At 64.2% G+C, this 11,936-nt stretch carries 12 protein-coding genes; 6 read left to right on the forward strand and 6 right to left on the reverse strand.

Annotation, left to right across the window (positions count from 1 at the left end; all coding sequences use genetic code 11):
• Positions 1-351: 351 nt before the first annotated feature.
• Positions 352-561 carry a hypothetical protein gene (locus tag QHF84_RS47520; protein WP_281320283.1) on the reverse strand — a complete coding sequence of 70 codons (210 nt, stop codon included), beginning with the start codon at positions 559-561 and terminating at the stop codon, positions 352-354.
• A gap of 158 nt (positions 562-719) precedes the next feature.
• The gene (locus QHF84_RS47525; RefSeq protein ID WP_281320284.1) at positions 720-1,115 is read right to left on the reverse strand and encodes a GFA family protein; all 396 of its coding nucleotides are present in this window, start codon (positions 1,113-1,115) and stop codon (positions 720-722) included.
• A gap of 199 nt (positions 1,116-1,314) precedes the next feature.
• Here QHF84_RS47525 and QHF84_RS47530 point away from each other — a divergent pair, with 199 nt between their 5' ends.
• The 3 genes from QHF84_RS47530 (at position 1,315) to QHF84_RS47540 (ending at position 4,759) form a co-directional block, all read left to right on the forward strand.
• Positions 1,315-2,295: a sigma-70 family RNA polymerase sigma factor gene (locus QHF84_RS47530; RefSeq protein ID WP_281320285.1), complete on the forward strand. Its 981-nt coding sequence runs from the start codon at positions 1,315-1,317 to the stop codon at positions 2,293-2,295.
• 74 nt (positions 2,296-2,369) lie between these two features.
• Positions 2,370-3,593 (forward strand): hypothetical protein, encoded by a 1,224-nt coding sequence (locus QHF84_RS47535; RefSeq protein WP_281320286.1) that lies wholly within the window; start codon positions 2,370-2,372, stop codon positions 3,591-3,593.
• A gap of 230 nt (positions 3,594-3,823) precedes the next feature.
• The gene (locus QHF84_RS47540; RefSeq protein ID WP_281320287.1) at positions 3,824-4,759 is read left to right on the forward strand and encodes a hypothetical protein; all 936 of its coding nucleotides are present in this window, start codon (positions 3,824-3,826) and stop codon (positions 4,757-4,759) included.
• 142 nt (positions 4,760-4,901) lie between these two features.
• On the opposite strand, the gene QHF84_RS47545 is transcribed toward QHF84_RS47540, so the two are convergent.
• Positions 4,902-5,108, reverse strand: a complete 207-nt coding sequence (locus QHF84_RS47545) for a hypothetical protein (RefSeq protein WP_281320288.1) — start codon at positions 5,106-5,108, stop codon at positions 4,902-4,904.
• A 506-nt stretch (positions 5,109-5,614) separates the two neighbouring features.
• Between QHF84_RS47545 and QHF84_RS47550 the strand changes: the two genes are divergently transcribed.
• The 3 genes from QHF84_RS47550 to dcm all read left to right on the forward strand — a co-directional run bounded on the left by QHF84_RS47550 (position 5,615) and on the right by dcm (position 8,923).
• Entirely contained in the window at positions 5,615-6,343 is a 729-nt protein-coding gene (locus QHF84_RS47550; RefSeq protein ID WP_281320289.1) for a hypothetical protein, read from the forward strand.
• 256 nt (positions 6,344-6,599) lie between these two features.
• Entirely contained in the window at positions 6,600-7,475 is an 876-nt protein-coding gene (locus QHF84_RS47555; protein WP_281320290.1) for a hypothetical protein, read from the forward strand.
• A 263-nt stretch (positions 7,476-7,738) separates the two neighbouring features.
• The gene (gene dcm, locus QHF84_RS50345; RefSeq protein ID WP_348652942.1) at positions 7,739-8,923 is read left to right on the forward strand and encodes a DNA (cytosine-5-)-methyltransferase; all 1,185 of its coding nucleotides are present in this window, start codon (positions 7,739-7,741) and stop codon (positions 8,921-8,923) included.
• Between the two features lie 12 nt (positions 8,924-8,935).
• On the opposite strand, the gene QHF84_RS47560 is transcribed toward dcm, so the two are convergent.
• The 3 genes from QHF84_RS47560 to QHF84_RS47570 all read right to left on the reverse strand — a co-directional run bounded on the left by QHF84_RS47560 (position 8,936) and on the right by QHF84_RS47570 (position 11,755).
• Positions 8,936-9,379 (reverse strand): very short patch repair endonuclease, encoded by a 444-nt coding sequence (locus QHF84_RS47560; protein WP_281320291.1) that lies wholly within the window; start codon positions 9,377-9,379, stop codon positions 8,936-8,938.
• 136 nt (positions 9,380-9,515) lie between these two features.
• The gene (locus QHF84_RS47565; protein ID WP_281320292.1) at positions 9,516-10,775 is read right to left on the reverse strand and encodes a hypothetical protein; all 1,260 of its coding nucleotides are present in this window, start codon (positions 10,773-10,775) and stop codon (positions 9,516-9,518) included.
• Positions 10,772-11,755: a PD-(D/E)XK motif protein gene (locus QHF84_RS47570; RefSeq protein WP_281320293.1), complete on the reverse strand. Its 984-nt coding sequence runs from the start codon at positions 11,753-11,755 to the stop codon at positions 10,772-10,774. The genes QHF84_RS47565 and QHF84_RS47570 overlap by 4 nt, the downstream gene beginning before the upstream one ends.
• Positions 11,756-11,936 lie beyond the last annotated feature (181 nt).

The raw sequence follows: 11,936 nt of genomic DNA on the forward strand, positions 1-11,936 counted from the left end.
GGGGGACGAATCGATACCCAAGAGCGCTCGCTCCGGCGATGTCCGTCTCGGAGCCAGGGCGAAATCCTTGCGTTTATCGATCAGCCTTGCGTTTTTTGATCAGCGCGCGCCGGGCGACACGGCCGCGCGCGAGCGTCTCGGAGGGGCAGGCCGTCGCCAAGCTTCTCCGGACCATGAAACGGCGGTGACCCAAAGCGGCCCCCTCGTATCTCCGAGGGGCCCCCCTCCCGGCGGGCCGCCACTCGTCGCGGCCTCGAAGCAGCTCGGGGAGCACGCGGCGTTTCGGACCCCGTCGGGCAGGTTGGTCGATGTGTATGCGATGTATCCGCTTACGTTCGACGAGTGGCAGCTTCACCAGGGAGCGCGCTCGGACTCGATCCCCTCGAAAAAACCCAGCATCCGGAAGTAAAGTCCCGGCGGGATCGACGGCCTGCCCGCCGTCCCGTCGGCCTCGAAATACTTCGCGCACGCCCCCTCCATGGCCCGGTCAAACCCGTTCTCACGCAGAAGCTCGTTCAGCTTCTCGTAGAACCGGTGCCCCGGCGAACTCGGTAGCCCCAAGGTATGCAGAACCCAATGCGTGCGCCCTTTGCACGGCGGGGCACCGTAGACGTGGCTCGGGAAGAGCACGTCACGCGCATCTCTCAGCACGAGCCGCCCCCAGCGTCTCGCGCATGCCCTCACGCACGCACTCGGGCGTGCTCGTAGCGGCGACTCGATCAAGCCATGTGCTCGGCACCTTCGGGCACGACGACCCACGCGTGCTTTCGATCTTCGTACACGGAGAAGACGGGCGCGGGAAACTTCGGATCGGCGAACGCTCCGACGGTGACCGCGGTGAACTCCGGGGCGCTCTCGAACCGGTAGTAGACCGTCGAGCCGCAGTCCGGACAGAAGTGGAAATGGACGCGATTGCCTTCATCGCCGATGCGAAGGTAATCGGTGGACCGTCCTTCGACGGTGACCTCCTCCGTCTTGAAGCGGGCCTGGGCACCGAAGACGCTTCCTGTGCGCTTTTGGCAGGCGAAGCAGTGACACATCGAAACGCGAACGGGATCACCTTTGCAGGTGACGACGAGCTGACCACAACAGCAAGAAGCGCGACGGATGTTCATGCCGCGCATCCTAGGATCAGCTCTGGCAGGACGCATACTCTGAAACGTGACGCGCGGGGCTACTCGACGGGCGGAACGCTTGGGATCGGGCGGCGAGCGGGACGGAGCACGTCAATCAGGAGATGCGAGAGCTCGTGGAATCGGCGTCGGAGTAGGGGGAAATACGCTTCGCGTCCCTCCGCCGTGCGTCCGGTGAAAATTGTCTGTCACCTCTTCGGCCCAGCGGCCAATAGTAGACATGGGCAACAAACCGAAGGACAAGCCAGGGGACCGTCCAGGCTTCCTCGCCCGGCTCGTCGAGGTACGCGCAGACATCGAGCGCTTCCTCGCGAGCGAGGGCCTAAAACGAGCCAACGGCAACGATGGCAACGAGGACAAGGCGCAGAACGTTCTCACCACTGCCGTCGAGAGCCGCGACAACTACGATCCCGAGTCCGGCGATGTCCGCGCCTGGACGCTCGGGATCGCCGCGAACGTCGTGCGCGAAGACGACCGCGCCAAGCGGCGCTACGACGCGCGGTTCTCGCCGGAGGACGGCGAAGAGGAATCCACGCCCGCGCCGACTGCTTCCCCCGAGCGCCTCGCGCACTTGCGTGACGTGCAGCGGAAGGTCGTGAAGGCCATGGAGGAGATGCCTGCCGAGTATTTCCAGGTGCTCATGCTCGTTGGCATCGAGGGCTGGTCGCACAAGGAGGTCGCCGAGGAGCTCGGGATCTCGGAGGACTTGGCGAAGAAGCGTCTCGAACGGGCTCGGAGGTTTCTTCTCAAGAAGAGCGGTCTTTCGCGCGATGATCTGCGCGCCTTCATGCCCCTTCTGTGGCTCGTCGGGGAGGGGCACTCGTCTCGCCTCGAACGGCTCCGCAAGCTCCTCGGCTTCGCCCATCCGGCAGGAAACGCGCTCGGCGTGATCATCGGTCTGCTGGTGCTCTCCCCAGGGCCCGAGCGAGCCGTCGCGCGCGCCGGGCTCCGGTACCGCGCGCCCATCGTGGCCACCGTGCAGGAGGCGCCCCAGCAGCCGACCACGCCACCGGTAGTCCCCGCGGAACCCGTGCACGATTCCGCGGCCAAGCCTGCGAAAGCGTCTGCTCTCGGGCGGGCTCCGCGTGCGCCGACCGTTACCCGCCCCGCGGTCGTGGTCGATCTTTCAGGCCTCTCGTTCCTCCCGAAGGGCAACCGGTAGCTGTTACATTCCTGGCGTCCGGTTTGTCTGGTCCATCTTGACCGGTTTGTCGCGGATCGTGTACCCTCGACCGCATGCTGCGGTCCGGCATCGTCATCACCGCTATTCTCGTTCTCGGGGCGCCTGCGCTCGCCGAAGCCTCACCGCCGCCCGCAGTGGACGAGGCCGTAGAGACCGCACGATTCACAGCGTTGGTCGCCAAGGCAGATCGCGAACGGGCTGCAGGCAGGCTGCCCGAGGCCGCGATGGGGTACGCCGAAGCCTTCAAGATCAAGGAAGATCCGATTGTAGGCGGTCGCCTCGGCGCTCTGCTCGTCGAGCTGCGTAATCCCGTGCAGGCCGCGGATCTGCTGCTCGACGCGATCGAGCGCGGACGTGGTCCGGACGTGTCGCCGGAGGAACGGCATGCCTGGCTCACGGCGTACGACGTCGCGATCTCGCAGGTTTGTCGCGTCGAGGTGACCGTCTCGGAGCCGCATTCGCGCGTCACATTGGATGGTTTGCCCAAGAATCGGGACGGCCATACGGGATTCATTCTTTTTGTTCCGCCAGGGGAGCACGAGCTGCGGGCGACGCTCAAGGGATTCGAGGACGCGGTCATCGATTTCAAAGCGATCAAGGGCGGGACTTTGCGTTACACGCTGGCCCTGCGTCCGCTACCCTCGTTCGCACCCATCGATCCGCCGGAGCGGCTTCTCCGGCGGCGTCAGATCGACCCGGCGACGAATGTCGAGGAACCGCCCGACGACGAGCCTCCGAAGCGGGAGCCGATCCGCGGTGGTGTCGTCGGTGACGAGAAGAAGAGTGGGGTCCGCGGTTCGATCAACGCGGGGCCGGTCGTGTTGTTCGGCGTGGCGACGTGGGCGCCCGCAGTGGGGGCGGTGCTCGGCGGAAGCTTGCAGGTACACGAATACGCGTCGCTCGGGTTGGAGGCGCGGGCGGCTTGGCTCACTTCGGGAATCGAGGGGCTCCAGATCGATGCGATGACCGCAGGCGGCATCGTGAGCGCGTGCGGCCACTATCGATGGTTCTTCGGGTGCGCGCTCGGACACATGGGCATGATCAGGGTGGCCTTTTCTCGTGAGAGCTACGAGCCGGTGACCGTCGTGGATGTGAAGCCCGGCGGCGGTGCCCGCATCGGCGCCAAGTTTCGACTCACGTCATCCCTCAGCGTACACGCTGCGACAGAGGTCCTTGCCCTGTCGAGCGGCGTCAAAATTTTCGTCGACAATACCGTGGTTTCCTCTCAGCCGCCCGTCATGATCGGCGTGGGGGCGGGTGCAGGGTGGGAGTTTTAATCATGCGAATGTCAATTCATTTCATTGTGGTGGTTCTATTCCCAACGCTCGCAGCCTGTTCGGCGCCAGACACGTTCGTGCAATCCCACTGCGACCCTAATGCACCGCTCCCCGACGAGTATTGTCGAGGGCTACTGGCAGACGCGGGCGCCGATGGGGGTGGAAGCGATGCGGCTGCTCCCGGCCCCACGCCGCAGTCCATGGGCACCTGCCTGGACGCTTGCGTCCCCGTGCCTAGCGGCGGCGCCGGCTACTGGAGCGAAGTTCCGGTCTCGGTCCGGTTCGACAAACCGCAGGCGCTCCCCAAGTTCTGCCCGGGCAGCGTGCCGAACGAGAAGTTTCGTCTCTTCGACAAGCTCGTCGCGCCCCCGGCCGAGTGCGACGCGTGCGCGTGCGAGCCCTCGGAAGGGACGTGTGAAGGCGGGCCGCCGCAGACGATCGAGATCCGCGCGGCGACGTGTGCAGAGGGCGCAGCCGTGTCGCTGCCGTTCAGCGGGCCCGCGGGATGGGACGGATCGTGCACGAGTTCGAACGGGCTTCCGGCAGGTGCTTCGTGCGGCGGCGAGCTCTGCGCGCAGTCGGTGCGGGCCTCGGCGCTCCCCGGTCCGACGAGTGAGTCTTGCGCACCGACGAATGCCGTGCCCTCGTTCACGACGGAGAGAGAGTGGAAGCTCGGCGCGCTCGCGTGCATGGCGAACACGAACGACGACACGTGCGGCGAGAGCGCGATCAAGAGGTACTGCGTGGCTGATCCTGGCCCCGAGTGGCTCTACTGCGTGCACGGCAAGGGCGTGATGGAGCCATGCCCGGACAACTACAACTTCGAGCGGCACGAGATGTACCCCGAGGAGCCGATCGATGATCGCGGCTGCGAGGCGTGCGAGTGCGGGGCGCCCGTGGGGAGCGGGTGCATGGGATCGCTTCGGCTCTACTCCGATGGCGCGTGCTCGTTGGAGTTCGAGAACGCCAGCCTTGCGTCCACCGGGGAGAAGTGCACCGACATTCTGCCTCCCGGGCGCGCGATCGGAGCCAAGGCGGTGACGGACGTGACGTACTTCCATGGCACGTGCTCGAGCTCCGGCGGGGCGCCGAAGGGATCGGCGTCGCCGAACAAGAGCAGCGCGATCACGTTCTGTTGCCGAAGGTCGAACTGGATCGTCGAGTAGGGGTACACTCTGCGAGGCCGAGGACGAGCTCGAGCGCGCTCGACGAGATCAGGAGATGTTCACGAGGAGAGCGTCCTCTCAGCGATGAGCGCTTCGACCGACGGCCGCCGAACAAGGGCCGGAGCCGACGGCACGGGATTCCCTACGCCTGCCCGACCGTGAGGGCGAGCCCGGTGGCGTCGCGCTTGGCGACAACCTCGGCGAGGTTCCACGTCCGGATCGGAACGTCGCGCGGACCGAGCATGTAGAAGACCGCGGTCACGCCAGCGAGTTGGTAGGCAACGAGGTCCACGCCTGGAAAGACGGTCCACACCAGGCGCAGTGAGGCGGTGTCGAGGCGAGAGTCCACGCCGGTGATGGTAGCGCATCGGGTTTGTCCTGGGAAGGTTCGACCAGAAGCCCGCGAAAAGTTGCGTCGTTGGTCGACGTGGTCCGCCACCGCGCACGGCGCCGAGCAGGTCGCCGGGGTCTCGCCAGAAAAATCTCGCGCTTCGCTGTCACCACGATCGGCGTGCGGCCAATATCTATCTGAGAGGCGGTCCAACCGGACGCCCGCAGCGAGCCCGCATGCGCTTTTGGTGCAGGCGTGTTCGCTGGGGGCGTCTGGGCATGTAGCCCCCAGCCTCACCCTTCCCGGGCCGGTTTCGACGCCGGACTGCTCGCGCACCAAGTCAGGAAAGGCACCCGCGAGCCGGCCCGGGAGGGGGAGGTTTTTTTGTTGTTCGTCGCTCGAAGACGGGGCGCCGTCGCGCGCCTGACTGCGTCATGGCAATGGCCAGGTCCGCGTGGAAGCGGAATGGTGCGCGCACGCCTCGTCCTCGGGCGATGAGCCTTCATTCGGAAGGAGATCGCGTCATGCTCGCCCTGCAAGACCGACCCACGCCCGTTCCGATGGGTGACGATGAGGACGAGGCGACGCACGTGTGGCAGGGCTCGCCGATCGTGGACGATGGCGCCGGGATGGCTGCGATGGCGAGCACACCGACTGGCGCCGTCGTCCACGAGCGGCAGACGCTCACCGATCACGTCGTGGCTGTCCGCGACACGGTCGTCGGGCCCCCGGCGCTGCCGCTGTTGTTGCGGTTGAAGGCGGGATGGGCGTCGTTCTGGAGTGCCGTTGCGGATGCCTTCTTCGGCACGCCGCGTGTCTCCGAACGGCTCCCACCCGTTCCTCCGCCGCGTTCGCGGGAGGTGACGGGCGTCTCGTTCGGAAACATCGCCGATTACTGGCACGGCGAGTTTCTACTTCTCGAAGTCGTGCTCGCGGCCCCGCTGTATCAGAGAGCGGCGATCAGGGTGGCTCGCGAGGCTTTGGCTGCCCGGCGTGAGGGGGAAGCCGCCTATACGAACTTCGTCACCCATCTGGCGATCTCACGGCTGCGCCCTGACAAGGACGGCCGGGTTTCAGTCGCCCGGCTGCGCGAGAAGCTCCCGCACCTTCCGTATGAGCGCACGATCCTCCCGGCGCTCGTACGCCTCGAAGAACAGGGCGTCGTGACGCTGGTGCAGGCCAGGACGGGGGACCCGATGGCGGAGATCCTGCGCGAGGGGATCACCCACGTCGAGCTGCGAGTTCCGGTGTGAGTCGCCTCGTGAGGCTCCGCGGTGTTGCCTTCGGCTATCGGCTCGAGGTGCGAGGTCGCGCGATCGGGACGCTCCGGCGCGTCCGAATTAGCAAACCGATTGTCAAGCCTTTTCGTGCCCACCGACGCGAAAAAACCGGCACCGGAGTGCCGTCTGCAAGCCGAGAATGTGGCCCAAATAACGACGCGTAACCCAAACAACGGTACGCCCTGTATGCACATGTAAGACGTGTTGCGCTATTGGCGGATGTCCTGAAGTGCGCGAAGATGATCCGGTGTTTGGACCGAAGATCCTCGTCCGTTCGCTCAGTGAGCCGGGGAAGCCCGATGAACGTGGCAACCGCTGGCAATACCACTCGCGAAGCGATCGCCACTCGAAGATTGCTTGCTGGGGCATACTGTTCGATCTGATGCAGAATTGTCCGCAGCTCCTCACTCATATCGAACAAGGTCGCGTGGTTTTCGGCATCAATCACGAGATGCGCGACTTCAAACAGAACCGCAAGAAGAAGCTGGATCTCGTGCTTTGCACTCCGGGCAACGCCCCGACGAGCGCCTCGAAGCTGCCCTTGTCTTTTCGCGGCCTCGTCGAGAAGTGGGGCATCCGCCTCTCACCCGCTGAGCGAAAGGCGTTGCTTTCACTACCCGATGTCCCTGCGGCCCCGGTGGGGGCCGTGCTCGTTGCACTGGAAGCGAAGGCTTGCATGACGGCGCATCTGAAGGCGCTCCCCCGGCTCTACGACGAGCTCAACTCCAGCCACCTCACCATCCATGGCTCGACCGATGCTGCAATAGCAGCGGGCTTCGTCATGGTGAACGTAGCAGATGCGTTCATCAGCCCCGACGAGAACAAGGTAGCGCTGGACACTCATGCGCCCAAGGTGTCGAGTCATCGGCAACCCGAATGTGCCCAGCGAGCCATCGACAAGGTGCGTGAAATTCCCCGGCGCGCCAAGACGGGCGAGGAGGGATTCGATGCCGTTGGCATCGTGGCAGTTTCTTGCCGTAATGATGGCAGCGCAATCGAGCTCGTCACCGCGCGTCCCGCCCCGACCGCGAGCGACATCGACAGCTACGACATGATGATTCGTCGGATCGCTCTCCTCTACGGCACTCGCTTCCTGCACGTGTAGACAAGCACGAACCTTGCCGTAAGGCGCCACGTCCACGGATCTCGACCACTTGCAGAACACGTTGTCATGACCACCGTCTGCGCCGCTTCTCCAGATCGCGACCTGTTGGTTGCCATTGACCACCCACTGAACGTTTGTCATGGTGGGGAGTGTTGATGTCCATGCGTCGTCGACCCTCTCAAAATCTGGAACTTCCGCTGGTTGTAGCCAAGCCAACCAGATTCCTCCGATCGCCTGGCCGGGCCGAAAAACTCGGGCCGCCCATGCGAGTAGCCGGCCTATTTGCAGGAATAGGCGGCCTCGAACTCGGTCTCGCCAAGGCGGGTCACGAGGCGTCGCTTCTCTGCGAAATCGAGCCGGGCGCTCGTGCCGTGTTGCAGACACGCCTCCCCGAGGTGCGGCTCCACGACGATATTTGCAGTCTGCCAGCGTTACCAGCGGGAACGGAGTTGGTCGCCGCAGGGTTTCCGTGCCAGGATCTGAGTCAGGCGGGAAAGACGGTAGGAATCGAGGGCACGCGTTCCGGATTGGTTGGCGAAGTCTTCCGATTGCTGCGTGGACAGCCCATACCTTGGGTACTTCTGGAGAACGTGCCCTTCATGCTCCAGTTGGCGCGAGGCCGCGCCATGGACGTGATCGTCTCGGAGTTCGAACGGCTCGGGTATCGTTGGGCATATCGCGTCGTCAATTCACGTGCGTTCGGTCTGCCGCAACGTCGGGAGCGAGTGATCTTCCTGGCCTCCCTCGAAGGTGACCCTCGAGAGGTACTTTTTGCGGATGATGAAGGCGAGCCTGAAGTGCCGCATGAACCGGTGCTAGGCCGCCTTGCATGTGGCTTCTACTGGACCGAGGGAATCCGAGGGCTGGGTTGGGCCGTCGATGCAGTGCCTACATTGAAGGGTGGCTCGACCATTGGCATACCCTCCCCACCTGCAATCGTTCTCCCTGACGGGATGGTGGTGACTCCGAATATTCGCGATGCCGAACGGATGCAGGGATTCGACCCTTCGTGGACCGAGCCAACCAGCACCGTGACACGGGCGAGCCACCGCTGGAAGCTCGTCGGGAACGCAGTCACCGTGGAGGTTGCGCAGTGGGTGGGCAACAGGTTACGGGATCCGTCGCCAGTGGGACGCGAAGTAGATCATTGTCCGCTACGCCGGACGAACGCATGGCCCAAAGCAGCATGGAACGTCGGGGAAGGGCGGTTCGGCGCGAACCTCTCGGCATTTCCTGTGCAGCATAAGGGGGTACCCTTGCACGAATGGCTCCAGTTCGAGCCAGCCCCCCTCTCAGCAAAGGCTACCGCAGGGTTCCTCTCACGTGCAGCAGTGAGTTCACTCCGATTCCCAGCTGGGTTTTTGGATATACTCGAGAAGCACCTTCGTCGAATGGAGCGCGCGCCTTCGACGACTCGTCGGAATGTCGTGCAGCTCTCTGTTGGTTGACGTGCCCCCCCGCTACTCAGCATCCCTCGGCTTGGGGGCCGATAGTGCAAGGATCGGCTCCAGCCTCTTCCGAAGCCGCTCCTCGTCCTCGGCCTCGCACTGCCAGATGGTCAGGACCATGAGGCCACGGTCGCGCAGGGCCTGCTCCTTGCGTTGATCACGCGCTTGGTTCTGCCGGATCTTCTCGGCCCAGAACTCCGCGTTCCGCTTCGGCCGGGTTGCCAGCGAGCAGCCGCCCTCGTGTCCGTGCCAGAAGCACCCGTGAACGAAGATCGTCCAGCCCTTGGACTGGTTCGCGATGTCCGGACGTCCAGGAAGGCTTCGCATGCATGTGCGGTAATGTACTCCGTGGTCGGCAAGAAACTTGCGGACCCGAAGTTCAGGCTCGGTGTTCGCCTGACGGATCCGCTTCATGCGCTCGGAGGTCTCTTGGGTCGTCTTCAGCTGGGGTCGCATGGTCGGGTGCCCCTCTGCCGACTCCCCGTACACCCTGGGTCAGGGTTTGTCCAAATCAATCCGGTCGGGATACCGGACCGACTTCCCGCTGGGATCTCGGTTCCATGGAGCGCTCGGGCCTGCTGTGCAGCGGACGTCAGCCCAAGTCGGGAGCCACGGTGGGCTCGGGGGTCGAACCAGCCTGAGCAGCAGCGCGCAGAACATCCACGTTTACGGTTGCGAAGTGCTCCAATAGCCTTTCAATGCGCTCCGCCTTCGAGCCCCCGGGCTTCAAGTTCACTCGCCGCAAAACCGTCTCCAGTTCGAGATTCGACAGACGGCCGAGGAGAGTCGTTTCAGAGCGCTGAGACTCCAAGAGCGTGCGAATTTGTAGATCCTTGCCCCCCCAGCGCCTCAGGTTGAACTCCCCGAGGATCCCCGCCATCTCGTGACCGCGGAGCTTGCCGAAGAGAAGAGCGAACCGCACCTCGTCGAGACGGCGAGGCTCGGCGATGACCGGCTCGGGCTCGGGTTCTCCCACCAGATCCCGCCCAGCACCGACGTGAGCCACGATGCGATCGACGAGGTTGTCCTTCGAGCCGGACACCGCTGCACCCACGTCGCGACAGGTGGTCCGGAGTGTATCCAAACCGACACGCCGCAGAACCACGCGTGGCTGCGCCATGTGAGCAATCAAGCGCTCGATGCGCTCGTCCTTTGAACCGCTCGTGGCTGCACCGATATCAGCCAGTGCATCACGCAGCTCCTGCCCCGAGAGGTGGCCGAACAACCGCTTGGCGCCGGAGCGTGACATGTCGATGCCGAGCACTCGACGGATGACCGGGGCAAGGTCTTCCGGGATGAGGGCCTGGCTGTCGCGCACGAACACGATGCCAGCAGAGGAGAGGGCGCGCAGCTCGCGTTCGATCGCGCCGTCACGATGCCAGAACTCCCGCAGATCCGGGTGATGCTCGATCAGGAAGTGCTCGACCTGTGCGACATTGAGTTCCTGCCGTAGAACTCCGAGAATCGCAAGCTCGGACTCGTCGAGTCGCATGTCATTGCTGCGGGCCTGATAGAGCACCCGTCGATAAACACGAAACTGATCGTCGCGCTTCAGAACTTCGCCAGATTCAATGGCCCCGCAAATGCGCGTGGTCTCCGCCTGCACCGCATCGGAGAAGCCCTCCATGGGCAAGGCGAACTCGGGCGCATCGAGTAGCAGCGTCAAGATCGCGAATGACGGCGGCTGCCGGTTGAGGAGGAACTCCTGCTGGAACCGGTAGCTACGAAGCACGCTCTCGATGGTATCCAGAAGATGGGGGCGCGACAGATGATCCCCGGTCCGTGCGTGCTCATGCGCGAGCCGTTCGAGTTCATCCGTGCCGCTACTGGCAAGAAGATCGAGCAGTTTCATGTGCGAGCTCCATAGTCGTGACCAAGAAAGTGGTTCCACAGTTCCTTGGCCTCGGAGGCTGGAACGCAGCGCCCCTCGTCGAGTGAGACGACGTAGCGCAAGCGCGAGACTTCGGGATCGGCCGCACGGACGCGGGGAACGTCGGTGACGCGGTACCACTCCGGCTCGGCGAGCACGACGAAGCTGCCCTCGTAGGCATTACGATCGGCTGGCGAGTAACCGGCGGTCAGCAGCCTCCGAAGCGCGAGTGCCGGATCCGCAACCCGCTCGAGTATCTTGTCGACGAGCGCGGGTACGGTTCGGCCGCGGATCGGATCGATCCCGACCCAGAGGGATAGAAGCCATGCTCGTTTGTCACCGACGGGCTCCAATACCTGCGAGAGGGATACATGGTGCTGCCGCCTGTGCCGAGAGGTCTTCACTTCGGCCGCCCTGCCATCGAGGAAAAAGTCCGATGCGTCTCGATCGGGACCGCGCCAGCCTGCGAGAAGCCGGTCCGGCGCAGCGCTTGACACGAGGAGCCAAAGCTCCCCCCAGAGCCCGACCTCGGCCTCGACGCTCGGGCGTCCGCGAGGCGCCATCAGCGACTGCCATTCCTCCACGACTGATACGATGTTGGCCCAGGACGGCCTCGATGCGAGGAGTCGACTGTGCACATCGGCTGCCAGCACCGTGAAGGCGTCAACCAACTCGGGATCCTTGCAGAGTAACACGGCGGCCGGGGCGGTCCACTGACGCCCCGCGTGTGCGAACTGGAGCGCTCGATGCGGCACCAACTCGAATCCAGCCGCCCGGCGACCTGCCGCGAATGCGGGGATGTCGGAGAGCTCGACCACCAGGGTCGGGAAGCCTTCGCGCGAGCATGCTGCGTACGCGTGTCCCAAGTCCGCAAGCAGGGTGTAGTCCGTTGTGGAGCTTGGCTCACCCAAGTCGCGTCCCCAGAGGAGACGCAGTTCGTTGTGCGTTTTCACATTACGCATCGGGATCACTCATCAGGCGTGACGTTGATCAGAACACTGGGCATTTCGCTGTCGAAGACTAGAACTCATCTCATAAACCGTCGAGTAGGTCCATCGGCTCCAACATCCCACTTTGTAGGATCAATCGAACGAGGCTCGGTCCAGTCGTCGGTACATTTTTGATTGCTGACGACATATGCAG

The organism is Polyangium sp. y55x31, assembly GCF_029946505.1.
In the GTDB taxonomy this organism is placed as follows: domain Bacteria; phylum Myxococcota_A; class Polyangia; order Polyangiales; family Polyangiaceae; genus Polyangium.

Excerpts from the sequence above, each read along its gene's own strand:
- QHF84_RS47525 (WP_281320284.1), bottom strand. The coding sequence starts at position 1,115 with ATGAACATCCGTCGCGCTTCTTGCTGTTGTGGTCAGCTCGTCGTCACC.
- QHF84_RS47535 (WP_281320286.1), top strand. The coding sequence starts at position 2,370 with ATGCTGCGGTCCGGCATCGTCATCACCGCTATTCTCGTTCTCGGGGCG.
- QHF84_RS47550 (WP_281320289.1), top strand. The coding sequence starts at position 5,615 with ATGCTCGCCCTGCAAGACCGACCCACGCCCGTTCCGATGGGTGACGAT.
- dcm (WP_348652942.1), top strand. The coding sequence starts at position 7,739 with ATGCGAGTAGCCGGCCTATTTGCAGGAATAGGCGGCCTCGAACTCGGT.
- QHF84_RS47560 (WP_281320291.1), bottom strand. The coding sequence starts at position 9,379 with ATGCGACCCCAGCTGAAGACGACCCAAGAGACCTCCGAGCGCATGAAG.
- QHF84_RS47565 (WP_281320292.1), bottom strand. The coding sequence starts at position 10,775 with ATGAAACTGCTCGATCTTCTTGCCAGTAGCGGCACGGATGAACTCGAA.
- QHF84_RS47570 (WP_281320293.1), bottom strand. The coding sequence starts at position 11,755 with ATGCGTAATGTGAAAACGCACAACGAACTGCGTCTCCTCTGGGGACGC.